The 17672-nt window shown below is 36.8% G+C and carries 21 protein-coding genes; 16 read left to right on the forward strand and 5 right to left on the reverse strand.

Annotated features, from left to right (window positions below; genetic code table 11):
• The first annotated feature begins 150 nt into the window (after window positions 1-150).
• Entirely contained in the window at window positions 151-1263 is a 1113-nt protein-coding gene (locus AC59HC_RS09820; protein WP_496558506.1) for an AI-2E family transporter, read from the forward strand.
• 98 nt (window positions 1264-1361) lie between these two features.
• Here AC59HC_RS09820 and AC59HC_RS09825 read toward each other — a convergent pair whose 3' ends face one another.
• Window positions 1362-1610, reverse strand: a complete 249-nt coding sequence (locus AC59HC_RS09825; RefSeq protein ID WP_062676028.1) for a bacteriocin-like protein — start codon at window positions 1608-1610, stop codon at window positions 1362-1364.
• 153 nt (window positions 1611-1763) lie between these two features.
• Here AC59HC_RS09825 and AC59HC_RS09830 point away from each other — a divergent pair, with 153 nt between their 5' ends.
• Window positions 1764-2141 (forward strand): DoxX family protein, encoded by a 378-nt coding sequence (locus tag AC59HC_RS09830; RefSeq protein WP_202840016.1) that lies wholly within the window; start codon window positions 1764-1766, stop codon window positions 2139-2141.
• 67 nt (window positions 2142-2208) lie between these two features.
• Here the strand turns inward: AC59HC_RS09830 and AC59HC_RS09835 are convergent, their stop codons facing one another.
• Complete coding sequence (locus AC59HC_RS09835; protein WP_343639330.1) at window positions 2209-3567, reverse strand: acyl-CoA dehydrogenase family protein; 1359 nt, start codon at window positions 3565-3567, stop codon at window positions 2209-2211.
• Between the two features lie 208 nt (window positions 3568-3775).
• Here AC59HC_RS09835 and AC59HC_RS09840 point away from each other — a divergent pair, with 208 nt between their 5' ends.
• From AC59HC_RS09840 to AC59HC_RS09890, 11 genes are all read left to right on the forward strand, one after another.
• Complete coding sequence (locus tag AC59HC_RS09840) at window positions 3776-4687, forward strand: DUF4349 domain-containing protein (protein WP_496558507.1); 912 nt, start codon at window positions 3776-3778, stop codon at window positions 4685-4687.
• A gap of 153 nt (window positions 4688-4840) precedes the next feature.
• Window positions 4841-5716 (forward strand): TraB/GumN family protein, encoded by an 876-nt coding sequence (locus AC59HC_RS09845; RefSeq protein ID WP_496558508.1) that lies wholly within the window; start codon window positions 4841-4843, stop codon window positions 5714-5716.
• 24 nt (window positions 5717-5740) lie between these two features.
• Window positions 5741-6250 (forward strand): RNA polymerase sigma factor, encoded by a 510-nt coding sequence (locus tag AC59HC_RS09850; RefSeq protein WP_496558509.1) that lies wholly within the window; start codon window positions 5741-5743, stop codon window positions 6248-6250.
• On the forward strand, window positions 6240-6845 hold the full coding sequence (locus AC59HC_RS09855) for a hypothetical protein (RefSeq protein ID WP_202840025.1): 606 nt from the start codon (window positions 6240-6242) through the stop codon (window positions 6843-6845). Before AC59HC_RS09850 ends, AC59HC_RS09855 begins: the two co-directional genes overlap by 11 nt.
• A 206-nt stretch (window positions 6846-7051) precedes the next feature.
• A complete protein-coding gene (gene pgi, locus AC59HC_RS09860; RefSeq protein ID WP_343639321.1) occupies window positions 7052-8692 on the forward strand; it encodes a glucose-6-phosphate isomerase in 1641 nt (546 codons plus the stop codon).
• Between the two features lie 47 nt (window positions 8693-8739).
• Window positions 8740-9624: a bifunctional 5,10-methylenetetrahydrofolate dehydrogenase/5,10-methenyltetrahydrofolate cyclohydrolase gene (locus AC59HC_RS09865; protein ID WP_034692667.1), complete on the forward strand. Its 885-nt coding sequence runs from the start codon at window positions 8740-8742 to the stop codon at window positions 9622-9624.
• A gap of 6 nt (window positions 9625-9630) precedes the next feature.
• A complete protein-coding gene (locus AC59HC_RS09870) occupies window positions 9631-10260 on the forward strand; it encodes a 7-carboxy-7-deazaguanine synthase QueE (protein WP_110009928.1) in 630 nt (209 codons plus the stop codon).
• A gap of 43 nt (window positions 10261-10303) precedes the next feature.
• Window positions 10304-11674 (forward strand): exopolysaccharide biosynthesis polyprenyl glycosylphosphotransferase, encoded by a 1371-nt coding sequence (locus tag AC59HC_RS09875; protein ID WP_496558510.1) that lies wholly within the window; start codon window positions 10304-10306, stop codon window positions 11672-11674.
• A gap of 102 nt (window positions 11675-11776) precedes the next feature.
• Window positions 11777-12529 (forward strand): MlaE family ABC transporter permease, encoded by a 753-nt coding sequence (locus AC59HC_RS09880; RefSeq protein ID WP_110009930.1) that lies wholly within the window; start codon window positions 11777-11779, stop codon window positions 12527-12529.
• Window positions 12529-13344: an ABC transporter ATP-binding protein gene (locus tag AC59HC_RS09885; protein WP_002983922.1), complete on the forward strand. Its 816-nt coding sequence runs from the start codon at window positions 12529-12531 to the stop codon at window positions 13342-13344. Before AC59HC_RS09880 ends, AC59HC_RS09885 begins: the two co-directional genes overlap by 1 nt.
• Complete coding sequence (locus tag AC59HC_RS09890; RefSeq protein WP_202840036.1) at window positions 13328-13939, forward strand: outer membrane beta-barrel protein; 612 nt, start codon at window positions 13328-13330, stop codon at window positions 13937-13939. The genes AC59HC_RS09885 and AC59HC_RS09890 overlap by 17 nt, the downstream gene beginning before the upstream one ends.
• 36 nt (window positions 13940-13975) lie before the next feature.
• On the opposite strand, the gene AC59HC_RS09895 is transcribed toward AC59HC_RS09890, so the two are convergent.
• Together AC59HC_RS09895 and AC59HC_RS09900 are read right to left on the reverse strand one after the other, a co-directional pair.
• Window positions 13976-14287, reverse strand: a complete 312-nt coding sequence (locus AC59HC_RS09895; protein WP_110009932.1) for a hypothetical protein — start codon at window positions 14285-14287, stop codon at window positions 13976-13978.
• Between the two features lie 85 nt (window positions 14288-14372).
• Window positions 14373-15179, reverse strand: a complete 807-nt coding sequence (locus tag AC59HC_RS09900) for a M48 family metallopeptidase (RefSeq protein ID WP_110009933.1) — start codon at window positions 15177-15179, stop codon at window positions 14373-14375.
• 105 nt (window positions 15180-15284) lie between these two features.
• Here AC59HC_RS09900 and AC59HC_RS09905 point away from each other — a divergent pair, with 105 nt between their 5' ends.
• Window positions 15285-15833 carry a DUF4251 domain-containing protein gene (locus AC59HC_RS09905; protein ID WP_110009934.1) on the forward strand — a complete coding sequence of 183 codons (549 nt, stop codon included), beginning with the start codon at window positions 15285-15287 and terminating at the stop codon, window positions 15831-15833.
• A 4-nt stretch (window positions 15834-15837) separates the two neighbouring features.
• Here AC59HC_RS09905 and meaB read toward each other — a convergent pair whose 3' ends face one another.
• Window positions 15838-16830: a methylmalonyl Co-A mutase-associated GTPase MeaB gene (gene meaB / locus AC59HC_RS09910; protein WP_496558511.1), complete on the reverse strand. Its 993-nt coding sequence runs from the start codon at window positions 16828-16830 to the stop codon at window positions 15838-15840.
• Between the two features lie 198 nt (window positions 16831-17028).
• On the opposite strand from meaB, the gene AC59HC_RS09915 reads away from it, so the two are divergent.
• Entirely contained in the window at window positions 17029-17322 is a 294-nt protein-coding gene (locus tag AC59HC_RS09915) for a c-type cytochrome (RefSeq protein ID WP_137904801.1), read from the forward strand.
• A 20-nt stretch (window positions 17323-17342) separates the two neighbouring features.
• Window positions 17343-17630 (forward strand): c-type cytochrome, encoded by a 288-nt coding sequence (locus AC59HC_RS09920; protein ID WP_227942672.1) that lies wholly within the window; start codon window positions 17343-17345, stop codon window positions 17628-17630.
• Window positions 17631-17672: the final 42 nt, after the last annotated feature.

Here is a 17672-nt window from a genome sequence, read left to right on the forward strand (position 1 = left end):
AGCGTGTTTTCTTTTTATAAAAAAGCGTACAATTTTATCGGCTGGAATAAAATTTGCAACAACAGAAGAAAATCCCGGAGAGTTGAATAAAAAATTTTTCAATTCAGATGGGTTTTCTTATTTTTATTCCACACTGCAGATTTTTAGATTATGAATTTTCTTAGACTTCCTTTCCTTGTCAAGCTTACACTCGTGGTGGTTTCCATCATTGGTCTTGGTTATCTACTGGCATTGGGACAGAGCATTTTAGCTCCGTTTTTCCTGGCATTCCTCATGGCCATGCTGTTTTTACCGGCTGCCAGTTTTATGGAAAAAAAGTTGAGATTTCCGAGATCTATGTCTACGATGACTTCAGTATTTATTATGCTGATGATTTTAGGCGGAATTATTTATTTCTTTACCAATCAGCTGTCTGACTTCAGTAAGGATCTACCACACCTTAAGGAACAGTTTACTACAGTTTTTAACAGCCTCCAGCATTGGGTTTCCAAAACATTTAATGTGAAAGTGGATGAACAGGTGGATTATATCAACCAGGGATTAACTAAACTGCTGTCTTCTTCGGGAGTCATTTTAGGATTTACTTTTGGAATATTTTCAACCGGATTCGGCTTCATTATATTTTTCACCCTGTTTTTTATCTTTATTTTAAATTACAGAAGACTTTTAAATAATTTTATCGTTACTGTTTTCAACGAAAGACATAAAACAAGTGTACAGGAAGCTGTAAACGAAATTAGAATCATGACCAAGAAGTATATCTTCGGGCTTTTTCTTCAGGTGATTATTGTATCTGTTCTTACTTCGGTCCTTCTTACGATTCTGGGAGTAAAATATGCTATTCTTTTAGGAGTTTTGACCGGGCTATTAAACGTCATTCCCTATCTGGGAATCTTTATTTCTCTGTTAATTTCCTGCTTTATAGCATTCGCCACTTCTACTCCATCAACATGTATATACGTTGCTTTGGGCTATATTGCCATTCACGCTGTAGACGGAAATATTGTCCTTCCATTTGTAGTAGGTTCCAAAGTAAAAATCAACGCTTTATTTTCTTTTATTGGTATCCTTCTGGGAGAACATCTTTGGGGAATTGCAGGAATGTTCCTGTGCATTCCAGCGATTGCGATTATAAAAATTATCTGTGAAAGAGTAGACGATCTAAAACCTTGGGGAAGATTGCTAGGAGAAGAGCCCAAACCTCATAAGAAGAAAAAAAGCTACAAAATTTCCAAGAATATCACTTTGAAGGAAATGGACTAGAATATGAGTAATGAGTAATAAGCAATGGGGACTCATTGGTATACTCGTAACTTTAAATAAAAAGACTGCCTCTTTCGAGACAGTCTTTTTTATATTATTTATGGAAGAGCACACAAAGGACTCATTCCATTTGGACACGTTTCCGTACAAAGAATATAAGATTGGCTGTCAGGACAATATCCATAAGAAGGTCCACTAGGATCTCCACCCGGGCCACCTAAACAAGGATCACCAGGTGGAATTTTACAAGGACATCCTATAGGTCCTATATCACATTTTCCAACACCTCCGCCTCCTTGGATTTCTCTCAAATCCGTACGGTTTAATTTTTTAAGATTTTTCAACATAATAGTATTAGTTTAGTTTGAATATCAAATATAAACAATGAAATTGTCCAAAACACAACATTAACCTATCATTAACATTAATTATACATTTTTTATAAAAATACAATCAAAGAATCCTATTTTTATTTTACATTTGATATAAAATCATCAATCATGAAAGTAATAAAATTCATCTTATGTCTGCTTTTCGGGCTTATGTTTATTAATGCCGGATTAAACAAGTTTTTCAATTATATGCCCATGGAGAAACCCACTCCTGAGCAAATGAAACTTTTCGCTGCTTTCGGAGAAATCAGCTGGCTGATGCCTTTAGTCGGGATTGTAGAAGTCATTGGCGGGTTATTATTTATTTTCCCAAAAACAAGAGCATTAGGTGCCATTGTTATTTTACCTGTCATGGTAGGAATTGTCACGCATGTTTTCACAATGGATAAATCTCCTATGGGAATGGGTATTGCCGGAGTAATGTTTCTGATCAATCTTTGGATGATTATTGACAACAAGGAAAAATATAAACATTTAGTTTCATAAGGCGGCAGATGATAGGTTGCAGGTTGCAGCACCTACAACCTATTACCTGCCATCTGCTACCTGTCACCTATACGAAAGCACTGAAACCTGTTATCGATCGTCCTACGATGAGCGAGTTGATTTCTTTTGTTCCTTCGTAAGAATAAATGGCTTCTGCATCGGCAACAAACCGGGCCACATCGTACTCAAGCAGAATTCCGTTTCCTCCCATTACTTCTCTTGCTCTGGAAACAATGTCTCTTGTTCTGAGAGTACAGAAAACTTTGGCTAAAGAAGCATGTTCGTCTTTCAAAATTCCTTCATCCTGCATTTCAGACAGTCTGAAAACCATGGTCTGCATGGCGGTAAGATTAGACAACATTTCCACCAGATGTCCCTGAATCATCTGGAATGAGGCAATAGGTCTTCCAAACTGTTCTCTCTTTCGGGTATAATCCAAAGCACTTTCGTAAGCTCCGCGTGCACAACCTGTGGCCATCCATGCTACTCCAGCTCTTGTCATTCTCAGTACTTTACCTGTATCTTTAAAGGAATTGGCATTCTGCAGACGGTTTTCTTCGGTAACGAGACAGTCTTTTAAGGTAATCAATCCGTTCTGAACAATTCTTAACGCCATTTTTCCTTTGATCTTTTCTACGGAATATCCCGGATTATCTTTTTCAACAATAAAACCTTTCACTTCTCCGCTATCCAGATCTCTTGCCCAGATAATGATCAGGTCAGCGAAAGTAGCATTCCCGATCCATTTTTTCTGGCCATTAAGAATCCAGCCTTCAGGTGTTTTTTTACAGGTCACTGTAAGTCCGCCTGCTGCTCCTGATCCAACTTCGGGCTCCGTAAGTCCAAAGGCACCAATTTTTTCAAATTTCTGCATCTGCGGAAGCCATTTTTGCTTCTGTTCTTCCGATCCGCAGATATAAATAGAACCCATCGCCAGTCCGGATTGTACACCGAAAAAAGTGGCAATAGAAGCATCTACTCTTGCCATTTCCATCGCAATAACACCTTCCATCAGGAAAGGCATTCCCGGACAGCCATAGCCTTCATAAGTAACACCACAAATATCCAGTTTTTGAAATTTTGGAATCAACTCAAAAGGAAATTCATCTCTGAGCCAGTAATGATTGACCAGAGGTTTTACTTCTTTTTCCATGAATGCTCTTACTTTCAGCTGAATTTCACGCTGTTCCGGAGTAAGAGTATGGTAGATATCATAAAAATCTCCGTCAATGGGCGGAAGTTCTTTCTTTTTCTTTTCCGGATCAAGCATTTTCATAAGCCCGGAAAGCTGTTTATCATCCAGTTTTGAGAAATTTTGCATCAGTTTTGGCAAGTCTACTTTTTGAGAAATGGCGCTCAGCTGATCAAAATCTATAGATGTGAATAATCCTATTGCGTTTCTGATTTTGGAAAAAGTATTTGACATAGTGATAGATTGTAGTTTTGGTTTGTAAAAGATAAGCAAAAACTGCTCCGAAAGCAATGATTAAGACTCCAGCCTATTTTACAAAACACTAAATTTCAACTTATTATAAATGAAAATTTTATTTACAAGCTTTTTACTTTTGATTTTCAAATGTTACAAAATATCCTGGCTGAACTTTGACTCAAGCAAAACAACAAAAATCAGCGCTATGAAAACCACTTACATTAAATTATCTCTGTCAGCTATACTTTTATTAGGAATTTATTCATGTAAAAAAGGAGAAGTAGCTTCAACAGACCTTGAAGCATATGCTACAACAGATTCTGCTTCTGCTATTGTTTCCGACAGTATTTCATCCGTTGCAGAAATGAAAGTAAAAGACAAACAGTTCATCAAAACAGCTGATGTGAACATGGAAGTAAAAGATGTGTATAATGCAACGATTGCTATTGAAAAATCGGTTCAGGAGCTTGGAGGATTTGTTACCAATAGTAATCTTCAAAGTAACGTTGTTTCTGAAAACACCTACAACACATCCAATGAAAAGGCGATGCTGGTTAAAAAATACCAGACAGAGAACAGAATGCAGGTTCGTATTCCTACGGAAAAACTGGGAGAATTATTGACAGCGATCAATACCAATAAATTATTTCTTAATTCAAGATCCATCAATGCTGAGGATGTTACGGCCAACATCAAGTATTCTGAACTGGAAGGAAAGAGAAATCAAAAAACTTCTGAGAACATCAGCAAGCTGAAAACAAATAAAGATAAAGTAACGCTGGATGATGAGAATATGTCTGAAGGAAATCTTCAAAAGCTTTCCAGCATGAACATGACGGATGATCTGAAATACAGCACGATTGACATTTACATCAAAGAGCCTCAGTTGCGTATTGCAGAAATTGCTGTCACCAACACCACAAGTATTGATAATAAGTATAAATACAATTTCATCTATGATGCTAAAGATGGCTTTGTATACGGTTTTTATCTGATTCAGAGAATTATTGTGGGGCTTATCAATGTATGGCCTCTCGTATTAATTGCTGCTGCAATCCTCTATTTTTTAAAAAAAAGAAAAATTTCAAAACCTGATTATTCAAAAAATCAGGAATAAAAAAACTATCCTAACCAATTGGTTATCATCATAATTTTAGATTTTACAGCCTCCTGTTTTCAGGAGGTTTTTATTTTTTTTGAAAAAAAACTGTAACGATTGTAATGCCTGTTTTACCTACTATTTAAAAGAACAGAAAATCAAAAAAATACTATGAAAAATTTTATCAAACTTGGATTTGCAGCATTATTGTCATTGAATTTCATAACGTCCAATGCACAAGATAAAAGCAGCAACAAAGAAAACAGCCTGCTTTGGGAGGTTTCCGGAAACGGTCTTTCTAAGCCCTCTTATATTACCGGGACTTTTCATATCTTATGCAGTAAAGATTTTGAGATTAAACCTAAAGTACTGAAAGCTCTTGAGAGTTCTGAAAACCTTGTTATGGAAATCAATTATACAGATCCCGCTGAAATGATGTCATTACAGAAAATGTTTAAAGCAGATAAAAAAATATCGGATCAGCTTTCACCTGAAGAAGCTAAAGAGCTGAATACGATTCTCGGTAACTATGGAACAGACCTGAAAAGTATTGATTCTTCAAGCCCGCAGGCGCTTTATGCATTACTTTCCACTAAAGCCATTCCATGTCCTCAGACTGAAGTAAAACTTTACGAGATGGAACTTCTTCAGAAAGCAATGAAAGATAAAAAAAGCATCAAAGGACTGGAAAAAGTAGAAGATCAGATGAAATCCATCAATGAAGCTTACGACCTGAAGAGCATTATTGCTCAACTTAAAATGGACAAAGAATATCAAATATTATTCAGACAGATGATTGAAGCTTTTAAAAATGAAAATGCAGAATCCCTTTACAGTCTTTTTAAGGATGAAAGATTTATGAATGCCCAACAGGAAAAGGCCATGCTTACCAACAGAAATCAGAACTGGGTAAAAGTAATGCCGGACATAATGAAAAAAGAAAGTTCTTTCTTTGCTGTCGGTGGATCTCATCTTATGGGTAAAAACGGAATTATCCCTCTTCTTCGGGCCAAAGGCTACACCGTAAGACCTGTATCAAGCTTATAACTATAACCAAACCATGAAACGATTTTGAGCAATCCAACTGAATCTGCTTTTTTAAAGCTTGTCAACCAGCACAAAGGTATCTTATACAAAGCCTCACGGATCTATGCAGATTCTGTAGAGGACCGGGAAGACCTTCAGCAGGAAATCCTAATCCAGCTTTGGAAGTCCTATCAGAACTTCAAAGGTAACAGTGAGTTTTCTACCTGGATGTACCGGGTTGCTATCAATACTGCCATTACCTATTTAAAAAAAGAAAAACAGAGATCCGGTAACCATACGGATGCTCCTCATCATTTTGAAGTTCAGCAGGAAGATTATAATCCCACCAAAGACAGGCAACTGGAAATTTTCTACAGTGCCGTTCAGGAATTGAATCCTTTGGAAAAAGCCGTCATATTTTATTTTATGGAAGGGATGTCACATAAAGAAATCGGAAACAATTTAGGTCTCAGTGAAGGTAATGCCCGTGTAAAACTCAACAGAACAAAAGAAAAAATACAGCAAATCATAAAAAAGTCAGGTTATGAATTTTGATCAATTAAAAGAACAGTGGAATAAAGAAGACAGTGATGTCCATATTCCTGATACCATAAAGCAATTAAAGGAAAGCAAACACCCTATAGAAAAAATCCAGAAAAATATGAAAAGAGAGTTCCCTATGCAGATTCTTGCGATCATTCTCATAGCTCTTTTTCCCCTTCAGTTTCAGTTTCCTTCTTCACAGTATATTATTTATTATGTGTCTTATACCGTGATGGTTGTCATATCATCCTACTACCTGTTAGGATTTTATAAATTCTACAAACAGACGGAACTTTATACAGGAAACACCAAAAACAGTCTTTGGAAAATATATCATGAACTCCGGCTGAATATGGAACGATATCAGTCTTTCGGATTTTTATTACTTCCTCATTTTCTGGTAACAGCAGGATTGGTGATTTACAATGCGATGGAAAAACAAGGAAAATCTCTGGCAGAACTTACAACTTCTCATCAGCAGGGATTAATTATCGCAGTGCTCATCGGAACTTTAGCCATCATAACAAGTATCGTTGTGTGGACAAAATATATCTACGGAAGAAGTGCCAAAGAACTTGAAAATATTCTGAACGAAATGGATGAATAGCATTGAAAACTCTTATCACAAAACACATTTTACAAAACCTCAGGCCTGTTCTGAGGTTTTGTTTTTTAAAAAATCGTTATTTATCTTCTTCAAATTTATCTGAGGTTTTATTTTTCCGTAAATTTGCAGATCAGAAATAAATCATTATGGATGATTAACCATTTTCATCCGATACATGATCTTCTGAATGATAAAAATTCTGTAATATGCTATCAAAAATAAATCCAACACAAACCAACAGCTGGAAAGCACTTGACGAACACTTCGGTGGAAATGACTTTGATCTTAGAACTCTCTTCCAATATAACCCGAACCGTTTTAACGAGTTTTCCCTGCAAAAGGACAACTATCTTTTTGATTATTCTAAAAACCTGATCGATTCCAGAACCAAGGATCTTCTGTTACAATTGGCAGAAGAAAGCCAGTTAAAAGATGCTATTTCCAGAATGTTCTCCGGAGATAAAATCAATGAAACTGAAGGAAGAGCTGTTCTTCACACCGCATTAAGAGATTTTTCAGACCGTGAAATTCTGGTGGATGGAGAAAATATCAAACCACAGATCAAAAGAGTTCTTGAGCATATGAAATCTTTTTCTGAGAAAATTATTTCAGGAGAACATAAAGGTTTTAGTGGAAAAGAGATCACAGATGTAGTCAACATCGGGATTGGAGGATCGGATTTGGGTCCTGTAATGGTTTGTTCGGCTTTAAAGCATTTTAAAACAAGATTAAACGCTCACTTTGTTTCCAACGTGGACGGAAATCATATCGCAGAAGTAGTAAAAGATTTAAATCCTGAAACTACTTTATTCATCATTGCTTCCAAGACTTTTACAACTCAGGAAACAATGACGAATGCCAATTCAGCTAAAGACTGGTTCCTGAAAGCAGGAAAACAGGAAGATGTTGCGAAGCATTTTGTGGCTTTATCTACTAATATTGAGGAAGTTAAAAAGTTCGGAATCGCAGAAGAAAATATTTTTGAGTTCTGGGACTGGGTAGGCGGAAGATATTCTCTTTGGAGTGCTATCGGATTAAGTATTGTTCTTTCTGTAGGATATGAAAATTTCGAGCAGCTTTTAAAAGGTGCTTTTGATACAGACCAACACTTCCAGACTGCAGAATTCTCTGAAAATATTCCTGTATTAATGGGGCTTCTGGGAATCTGGTACCGTAATTTCTATGCAGCAACTACTTATGCCATCTTACCTTATTCTCAATATCTGGACAGATTCGCTGCGTATCTTCAGCAGGGAGACATGGAAAGTAACGGAAAATGTGTAGACAGAAATGGTGAATTCGTAGAATATGAAACGGGGCCGATCATCTGGGGAGAACCTGGAACCAATGGACAACATGCATTCTATCAGTTAATCCATCAGGGAACAGAATTGATTCCGGCAGATTTTATTGCCTATGCAAAAAGCCCGAATCATGTTTCTGATCACCAAGACAAATTATTAGCGAACTTTTTTGCTCAGACTGAAGCACTTGCCTTCGGAAAACTGGAAGAGGAAGTAGAAGAAGAGCTTAGAAATTCCGGAAAATCTGATGAAGAAATAGACAGGCTGATCAATTTCAAGGTCTTCCATGGAAACACTCCAACTAACTCTATATTATTCAAGGAATTAACTCCTTTTTCATTAGGTCAGTTAATCGCCCTTTACGAACACAAAATTTTCGTCCAGGGAGTAATCTGGAATATTTTCAGCTTTGACCAGTTTGGAGTGGAATTAGGAAAAGTATTAGCCAACAAAATCCTTCCTGAGCTTGAAAATAATGAAGCAATAAGCTCTCATGACAGCTCAACCAACGGATTGATCAATTACTATAAAGAAAATAAATAGTAAGTAAAAAGAAAGTAAAAGTAAATCTATAAAGTAAAAAAGTAAAAATGGCAGAAATTCTTGACGGACTTAAAGTATCCAAGGAAATTAAAGCGGAGATCAAGGTTGAAGTAGAAAAGATTCTCGCAAGCAAAAGAAGAGCTCCGCATTTGGTGGCTATTCTTGTAGGAAATAATGGAGCTAGCAAGGCCTATGTAAACTCTAAAGTAAAAGACTGTGAGGAAGTAGGATTTCAATCCAGCTTAATTAAATTTCCAAGCACTGTTTCTGAATCTGAACTATTGGAAAAAATTGACGAGCTTAATAAGTCTAAAGCAGTAGACGGATTTATCGTTCAGCTGCCTTTACCGGATCAGATTGATCAGGAAAAAATCATCAATGCTATTGACCCTAGAAAAGACGTGGATGGCTTCCACCCGGAAAACTTTGGAAAAATGGCTCTTGAAATGGATACTTTCTTACCGGCAACTCCTTTCGGGATTTTAACATTATTGGAAAGATATAATATTGAAACGAAAGGAAAAGACTGTGTCATTATCGGAAGAAGTAAAATTGTAGGAAGACCAATGAGTATTTTGATGGGAAGAAAAGATTTCCCTGGAAACTCTACTGTTACCCTTACACACTCATATACGAAAGACATCGAAGAATATACAAGAAAAGCAGACATCGTCATTACCGCTTTGGGAGATCCGCATTTCTTAAAAGGAGATATGATTAAAGAAGGAGCTGTAATCGTGGACGTGGGTATTACAAGAGTAGACAATGATTCTCCAAAAGGATATTACCTTGCAGGTGATGTAGATTTTGACAGCTGTGCTGCCAAAGCAAGCTGGATCACTCCGGTACCTGGAGGAGTAGGCCCAATGACAAGAGCGATGTTGATGAAAAACACCATCATTGCTTACAAAACTTCGGTCTATAACGACTAATTTAAAATGAATAAAGAAGAAGATATTTTATTAAAAGAAGGTAAAATGCTCCCTGTGATGGAGCATTTTTACACTTTACAGGGAGAAGGAGCACATACCGGAAAAGCCGCCTATTTTATCAGGCTGGGAGGTTGTGATGTAGGATGTCACTGGTGTGATGTAAAAGAAAGCTGGGATCCGGAACTCCACCCTTTGATGAATGCAGAAGAAATTGCAGAAACAGCTGCCAGACATTGTAAAACAATAGTGCTGACCGGCGGTGAACCTTTAATGTGGAATTTAGATATCCTGACCTCCAAACTAAAAGAACTAGGATGTACAGTACATATTGAAACTTCAGGAGCGTATCCTATGAGCGGGCAACTGGACTGGATTACTCTCTCCCCTAAGAAAACAGGACTTCCTAAAGAAGAGATCTATCAAAAGGCCAATGAGCTTAAAGTCATTATTTTCAATCAGCATGATTTTACTTTTGCTCAGGAACAAGCTGCAAAAGTTTCCGAAAACTGTAAACTTTATCTTCAGAGTGAATGGAGCAAAAGAAACGACATGTATCCTAAGATCACAGATTTCATTCTGGAAAACCCTGAGTGGCAGGCTTCTGTTCAGACTCACAAATATCTGAATATCCCGTAAAAAAGTGTAAATTAGCCGTGCTTATCCGCTATAATACCGATAGATGCAGAGAATTCGATACTCTAGATACCTGAAATCAATCATTATGTTGCTTGACCTCATGGTTATTGCATCTATCTTCATATTCTTTTTTATAAGCAGAAACGAAAGCTTAAAATACAATAAAGAAACCTGGTACCAGAATAGTTTTTCTCTCATTCTGTTGTTTTTGTTCTGGGTGCTCCTTAGCGGTAGGACAAAAATATACAATATCCCGAGAAACCTTACTTATACCCTGTTTCTTGAACGGCTTTTAATTCATTTCCTGTTTTTTATACTGGGAGTGCTGCTTATAGGAAAGGTAAGTAAAAATGTGTTTTTCAATTCGGATATTTACTGGCTTTCACTTTACCTTTTTATTTCTATTTTTCTGGTTAAATCATTAGTGTATTTTGCCATCAAGTATTTACGATCTCTTGGTGCCAATTACAGGAATGTTATGTTTTTGGGAGATGAACATTCTACGGAAATTCTGAAGAATATCTTTACAGAACGTAAAGATTATGGATACCGGATATTTGAATACGAACATACCGGGGTGAAGATCAGTGAGCTGGTGGCTTTCTGGAAAAAGAACGGAATCCACACTTTGTTTTTATCTATGGAAAACTCCTATGACGAAGCGATGGAAAATGAAATTTTCAGACTGGCCGAAGATCATAAGATTCACATTTCACTGATTCCAAGTATCACCCAAAGTGATTTTTTCCTTTATGACCTTGGATATATACAGACCCAGCCGGTACTTAATCAGGCCAGGTACCCGTTAGATTATTATTCTAATTTCCTGATGAAAAGGACATTTGATATTTTCTTTTCTGTTATTATATTGGTCTTCATCTGCTCTTGGGTATTTCCAATCATTGCGATTTTAATTAAAACAACTTCCAAAGGACCTGTTTTTTTCTTTCAGAAAAGATATGGCTTTCATGAGGAGGTTTTTAGTTGCATTAAATTCAGAACAATGGTTGTGAATGATGAATCTACCACCAAAACCACCTCAGTAAATGATTCCAGAATTACCAAAATAGGTAAATTTTTAAGAAAAACAAGCCTTGATGAACTTCCTCAATTCATCAATGTGCTGAGAGGAGAAATGTCTGTGGTAGGCCCGCGTCCTCACATGCTGGCTGTCGACAATTATTACAAACCTAAAATCGGCAGATACAGCCTGAGAAGTATGGTAAGTCCTGGTATTACCGGTTTAGCACAGGTGAACGGACTGCGAGGTGACTTCGGAAATGTGGAAGTAGAGATGAAAAAAAGAGTTCTTGCTGATGCATTCTATGTAAGAAACTGGAGTTTCGTACTTGATCTGGTTATTATTTTAAAAACCGTTCTATTGGTTATTGGAGGAGATAAAAATGCAAAATAAAGAACAGGATAAGATAATATTGAAATAATTTTAACACAAAACCAAGCTTTGGTCTTATTCTTGACTGTAGCCCAATTAAATAAAAAAGTCTAATTTAGCAGTATGTTAAAAAAGTTTTTCACAGCAATAGGGGAATATATTATCCTCTTGGGAAAATCCCTGCAGAAACCTCAGAAAATGAGGGTTTTCTGGAAGCTGTTCATGAGAGAAATTAATGATTTGGGAGTAAATTCTTTCGGGCTCGTAGTCTTCACTTCTATTTTCGTGGGGGCTGTAGTTGCTATTCAGATGTTCAACAACTTTGATGCTTCTTCTTTTCCTATTCCTACTTCATTTGTAGGATACGCTACAAAGGCTGTATTGGTTCTGGAATTTTCGCCAACCATTATCAGTCTGATTCTTGCGGGTAAAGTAGGGTCTTATATTGCATCCAGTATTGGAACAATGAGGGTTTCCGAACAGATTGATGCTCTGGATATCATGGGAGTAAACTCTCCGAATTTTCTGATTTTCCCTAAAATTGTTGCCTGTGTTCTCTTTAACCCTCTTCTTATTGCTATCAGTATAGTATTTGGTATCGGCGGAGGATATATTGCCGGAATTCTGACCGGAAACTGGACCGAGAACGATTATATAGTGGGAATCCAAATGTATATGCCCAATCTGTTTATCTATTATGCATTTATCAAAACAACTGTTTTTGCCTTCATCATTGCCACAGTACCTTCTTATTTCGGATATAACGTAAAAGGAGGATCATTGGAAGTAGGTAGAGCCAGTACACAGGCGGTAGTATGGACAATGGTATTCATTATCATTTCCGAATTAATTTTAACCCAATTAATATTAAGCTGATGATTGAGGTAAAAGATCTTAAGAAAAGTTTTGGAGATGTTGAAGTATTGAAGGGAATTTCAACTTCATTTGATAAAGGAAAGGTAAACCTGATTATTGGACAGAGTGGTTCAGGAAAAACTGTGTTTTTAAAAAGTTTACTGAATGTATATATGCCTTCATCAGGAGAAATTCTGTTTGATGGAAAAGATATCAATACGATGACCAGAGATGAAAAACAGCATCTCCGTTCAGAAATCGGGACCGTCTTTCAGGGAAGCGCATTATTTGACTCTTTAACTGTTGAAGAAAACATTATGTTTCCTCTTGACATGTTTACCAATCTTACCTACAGAGAAAAAAAGAAAAGGGTTTTTGAAGTAATAGGAAGAGTACACCTTGATAAAGCTGAAAAGAAATATCCTTCTGAAATTTCAGGGGGAATGCAGAAAAGGGTTGCTATTGCGAGAGCAATTGTAAACAATCCCAAATATTTGTTCTGTGATGAACCCAATTCGGGACTTGATCCCTATACATCAAAAGTAATAGATGATCTTCTTTACGAGATCACAAAGGAATACAATACCACAACCATTGTCAATACCCACGATATGAACTCTGTAATGACGATTGGCGAGAAAATTGTATACCTAAGACTGGGAATCAAAGAATGGGAAGGCAACAAAGACATTCTGATTACTGCAGGCAATAAAAACCTGATTGACTTCGTTTATTCTTCAGAACTGTTTAAAGAGCTGAGAGAATATTTACTTGAGAATAATAAAACGATTGAAACGACAAATACAAAAATAGACGATAATGAAAAAGGTACTTAGTATAGCGTTATTAGGGTTTTCAATGTGGGCTTCTGCACAGATTTCACTGGCAGGTAAAGCCAACTTAATTTTTCCGACAGGCTCTCCTTCATGGTCCAATATCAAAGGAACAGTGAATGATGCAATTGAAGGAACAGGTAAAAATAATGTAGGTTTCAACGTTGGGCTTTCATTAAAAGTAGGTCTTCCTACTTCATTGTTTGTGATGCCTGAAATCTATTACACTCACTTCAAAAATGAGTTTACAACAGAGAACACTACTTTTGATGTAAAAAGCAACCGTATCGATGTTCCGGTTCTTTTAGGATATAACCTTTTAGGGAATATGCTGGGCGTTTTTGTAGGACCTGTAGGAAGTTTTAACTTAAATAAAGACAATACTTACAACGATTTCAAAGAAAATGCTAAAAATGATTTTACTGTAGGATACCAGTTTGGTGCACAGCTTGAAATCAAAAAACTTATTGTAAATGCAAGATATGAAGGTGCTTTCAGTAAAGACGAAAGAAATTTCATCAACAGAGTTTCCGGTACGGAAATCAGATATGATAACAGGCCTAATCTGTTTATGGTAGGTTTAGGATATAAATTCTAATTTAATATCGAAAATAACAACTTTAAACCCTCAAATTTAAATTTGAGGGTTTTTATTTTGTGCTTCAAGCTCAGCCTGGCGTTTTGCAATTTCTGCCGCTTGTTTTTCAAGCTCTTCTTTGTCTTTCTGCAGCTGTTTGAATTCTTTTCTTTTCTGTTCCGCTTTGATAGCGCTTCCTTTACTTACATATCCTACCATTCCTCCAATGATAAGTCCTATACCTATTCCTGCCATTATTCCCATAATGTGGGAAATTTTTATTTGTTCTACGGCAAAATCGGTTGTCAGATAGAAAAGTAATGCAGAAACTGCTAAAAGTATAAGTCCGGTAATTGATAAACTCTTCATAATATTGTGTTTAGGTGTTTATAAAAAAAGCCTTACCAAATTTACTAAAAATTTAATAAGGCTTTACTCAAGATTAAAATTCTCATTATAATTTTCCTCCCGCAGCCTTATAATATTCTAAAGCTTTCGGAAGATCTTTATTGATATCTGAAATTCTTGTTTCCGGGCTTGGGTGGGTAGATAAGAATTCAGGCTGCCTTGCTCCCGAAGAAGCTGCTTCCATTCTGTTCCAGAAAGGAATGGCTGCTCTTGGGTCATATCCGGCCATAGACATCAGATAAAGTCCCATTTCATCTGCCTCAGATTCCTGCCCTCTTCCGTATTTCAGTAAAGCCACTTGCGATCCGATAGGATATACCTTCTGGAAAACACTGGCCCATTGCGCATTGGAGATGGTTCCTCCCAGGATTGCACCTCCGTACTGGGCTACCATTGCCTGAGAAATCCTTTCGTTTCCGTGGCCTGCCAATGCGTGGGAAACTTCATGTCCCATTACAACGGCAAGTCCGTTATCGTCTTTTGTTACCGGCAATATTCCGGTATAAACTGCTACTTTACCGCCAGGCATACACCATGCGTTCAGCTCGTTGCTCTGCAATAGATTAAACTCCCAGCTATAGTTGGCAAGATCCGCTGATCTTCCAATACTCTGATAATATCTTTCTGCTGCATTTTTGATTCTGTTTCCTACATTTACCACTCTCTTTGCATCTGCCGTACCGGTAATCACTTTACCTTTAGACAATGTCGTTCTATATTCCTGTGAAGACATTGTTAAAATTTCCGAATTGTTGGCCAGTTGTAAAGAAGATCTTCCTGTAATCGGATTTGTAGTACAGGCAACAGCCGACAGAGCAATAGCTCCCATTCCTAATAGATGTGTAACTTTCATAGTTTGAGTGTTAATAATTCAACCTTAACAATTTTTATTCCAAAATATTTCTTAAAGAAAATATTTGCATACATTTTGCTGTTTAAAATTAATAATTATCTCATTATGAAAAAGTATATTTCTTTACTGATGATTTTTGGATTCCTGTTCTTATTTCAGAGCTGTGCATCACAAGGTTCATTAGATTCGAAAACAGTGGATACTTTAGTAAATTCCCAGGAGTTTACCTTCTATGCACAACGAGCCAATCCTACCAATTATGATGTTATCAATGTCATGAACTCTATGCCCAATGCTACTGCAACGAGAATGCTTAATCTGAATGGAGATTATACCATTGATGTAAGTAAAAATACACTGGATGTGGTACTGCCTTATTTTGGAAGGCTTTTCAATCCAACTTACGGAAGTACAAGTGATAACAGCTACAGATTTACCTCAAAAGATTTTACGGTAACTAAAACTCAGAATAAAAAGGGAACCTGGACTTTAAAATTCAAGCCTAAAGATGCAAGAAATGTAGATGAAGTGAATATAGAAATTTTTAAAAATGGTAAAGCCTTCGTATCGATGAGAAGCAGCGACAGGCAGCCCATTACTTATGACGGATATATTTCAAAAACTGAAGTAAAACAGGAAAAAGAGAAGCTTTAATCCTTTAATCCCTTTTTTGATCAGATAAAAATTTTTCAACAAATAATTTTGCTTCAGTACTTGGATTGGAAACCATGGCTGAAGCATTTTTTTTGTGCATATGATAAGCTTCCTCTACCGAATTGCTTTTTTTCATCAGGGATAAAATATATTCCTGGACCCAATATTCGAATCGCTTTTCAGCCTGCTGAACACGGATTTCTTCAAAACGGCCGCTTTTCTTTTTGAGATCAATAAATTCAAATATTTTATCGTAGACATCCTGCAGTCCTTCGTTATGAAGAGCAGAGCCTAATAGCACAGGGATCTTCCAGCCTTTTTCTTTAGGAGGAATAAAGTCCAGAGCTCTTTTCAGTTCAAGCCTTGTATTTTTTGCTTTCTGAAGGTTATCCAGATCCACTTTATTGATAAAAATAACATCCACCATTTCCATGATTCCTCTTTTTATGCCCTGAAGTTCATCTCCGCCTCCAATGATTTTAAGGAATAAGAAAACATCGGTAATATCAGCAACCAGTACTTCTGACTGTCCTACTCCAACGGTTTCTATTAAAATATAATCGTATCCTGCAGCCTCGCAGATCATCATGGTTTCAAAGGTAGTATTGGCTACTCCTCCCAAAAACCCGGAACTTGGGGAAGGGCGTATGAATGCATTTTCTTCTTTGGCCAGTTCTTCCATTCTGGTTTTATCCCCTAAAATACTTCCTTTGTTGATTGCCGAGCTGGGATCTATGGCCAAAACTGCCACTTTTTTACCTTGGGCAATAGCCAGGCGTCCAAAGTTTTCTATAAAAGTAGATTTGCCGGCTCCTGGAACTCCCGTTACTCCTACTCTCACAGAGTTTCCGGTATGAGGCATAATTTTCTTCAAAAGTTCTTCTGCCTGTACCCTGTGCTCTGCTTTTTTACTTTCAACCAATGTAATAGCTTTTGCAATCAGGCGCTTGTTTCCTGATTGTATTCCCTCTATTAATTCTTCTGTAGAAAATTTCATTGATTCAAAATTAATAATTAAAATGGGAATGGTCAATAGCCTATTCATAATGATGAGTTAAAAGACATCAATTATCTTCATTTGTAATTCCCTATCTCGTATGAATTCAATTTTTATTTCTTCTAAATTAAAACTAGAACACCCTGTATCAAAGGCTTAAGGAATTTATTACATTTGTTATATCTCAAAAAAAGAAACATGAAAAAACTCATCGCTGCGGCTTCGTTTACCGGTATTCTACTGGTTTCCTGTACGCCGAAAGCTGCTACCTCTACTGCTGCTGCAGGAACTTCAACGTCTACTGCAGAACAGATTGCTCAAGGGAAAACTATTTTTGAAAATTCCTGTGGAAGATGTCATAAATTGCCGGATCCTGCTTCACATACACCTGTACAATGGGTAGGAATCATGAATTCTATGGCTCCAAAGGCAAAACTGACGGATGAGCAGCACCAATGGGTTTATGATTATATTGTTTCTGTAAAGAAGTAATTCATCAAACAAAAATAGATATGAAAAAATTCATTTTAACAGGTATCGCGGCATCAGCATTTCTGGTATCGTGCGGACCAAAAAGTGTGGCTGTAACCGGGCCAAAGTATACCTCATCTGAGCAGCTGGCGCAGGGAAAGACCATTTTTGAAAATTCCTGTGCAAAATGCCATAAATTGCCGGAACCAACAAAACATGACGACAAAGGGTGGATCAACACTTTAAGCAGAATGGCTCCAAAGGCTAAGCTTACTGATGACCAGCATCAAATGGTGTATGATTATCTGATTTCTGTGAATAAAAAATAAGCTTTCTAAGGAAAGCTTATTTTTTATTCACCCAATTGGTAC

Source organism: Chryseobacterium sp. DZ-32 (assembly GCF_059587025.1).

What these genes read in the sequence shown, in the direction of transcription:
- AC59HC_RS09855 (WP_202840025.1), top strand. Translation starts at nt 6,240, where the DNA reads ATGAATTTTGATCAATTAAAAGAACAGTGGAATAAAGAAGACAGTGAT.
- AC59HC_RS09875 (WP_496558510.1), top strand. Translation starts at nt 10,304, where the DNA reads ATGCAGAGAATTCGATACTCTAGATACCTGAAATCAATCATTATGTTG.
- AC59HC_RS09915 (WP_137904801.1), top strand. Translation starts at nt 17,029, where the DNA reads ATGAAAAAACTCATCGCTGCGGCTTCGTTTACCGGTATTCTACTGGTT.
- AC59HC_RS09840 (WP_496558507.1), top strand. Translation starts at nt 3,776, where the DNA reads ATGAAAACCACTTACATTAAATTATCTCTGTCAGCTATACTTTTATTA.
- AC59HC_RS09880 (WP_110009930.1), top strand. Translation starts at nt 11,777, where the DNA reads ATGTTAAAAAAGTTTTTCACAGCAATAGGGGAATATATTATCCTCTTG.
- AC59HC_RS09830 (WP_202840016.1), top strand. Translation starts at nt 1,764, where the DNA reads ATGAAAGTAATAAAATTCATCTTATGTCTGCTTTTCGGGCTTATGTTT.
- pgi (WP_343639321.1), top strand. Translation starts at nt 7,052, where the DNA reads ATGCTATCAAAAATAAATCCAACACAAACCAACAGCTGGAAAGCACTT.
- AC59HC_RS09820 (WP_496558506.1), top strand. Translation starts at nt 151, where the DNA reads ATGAATTTTCTTAGACTTCCTTTCCTTGTCAAGCTTACACTCGTGGTG.
- AC59HC_RS09870 (WP_110009928.1), top strand. Translation starts at nt 9,631, where the DNA reads ATGAATAAAGAAGAAGATATTTTATTAAAAGAAGGTAAAATGCTCCCT.
- meaB (WP_496558511.1), bottom strand. Translation starts at nt 16,830, where the DNA reads ATGAAATTTTCTACAGAAGAATTAATAGAGGGAATACAATCAGGAAAC.
- AC59HC_RS09825 (WP_062676028.1), bottom strand. Translation starts at nt 1,610, where the DNA reads ATGTTGAAAAATCTTAAAAAATTAAACCGTACGGATTTGAGAGAAATC.
- AC59HC_RS09865 (WP_034692667.1), top strand. Translation starts at nt 8,740, where the DNA reads ATGGCAGAAATTCTTGACGGACTTAAAGTATCCAAGGAAATTAAAGCG.
- AC59HC_RS09845 (WP_496558508.1), top strand. Translation starts at nt 4,841, where the DNA reads ATGAAAAATTTTATCAAACTTGGATTTGCAGCATTATTGTCATTGAAT.
- AC59HC_RS09900 (WP_110009933.1), bottom strand. Translation starts at nt 15,179, where the DNA reads ATGAAAGTTACACATCTATTAGGAATGGGAGCTATTGCTCTGTCGGCT.
- AC59HC_RS09890 (WP_202840036.1), top strand. Translation starts at nt 13,328, where the DNA reads ATGAAAAAGGTACTTAGTATAGCGTTATTAGGGTTTTCAATGTGGGCT.
- AC59HC_RS09885 (WP_002983922.1), top strand. Translation starts at nt 12,529, where the DNA reads ATGATTGAGGTAAAAGATCTTAAGAAAAGTTTTGGAGATGTTGAAGTA.
- AC59HC_RS09835 (WP_343639330.1), bottom strand. Translation starts at nt 3,567, where the DNA reads ATGTCAAATACTTTTTCCAAAATCAGAAACGCAATAGGATTATTCACA.
- AC59HC_RS09905 (WP_110009934.1), top strand. Translation starts at nt 15,285, where the DNA reads ATGAAAAAGTATATTTCTTTACTGATGATTTTTGGATTCCTGTTCTTA.
- AC59HC_RS09920 (WP_227942672.1), top strand. Translation starts at nt 17,343, where the DNA reads ATGAAAAAATTCATTTTAACAGGTATCGCGGCATCAGCATTTCTGGTA.
- AC59HC_RS09895 (WP_110009932.1), bottom strand. Translation starts at nt 14,287, where the DNA reads ATGAAGAGTTTATCAATTACCGGACTTATACTTTTAGCAGTTTCTGCA.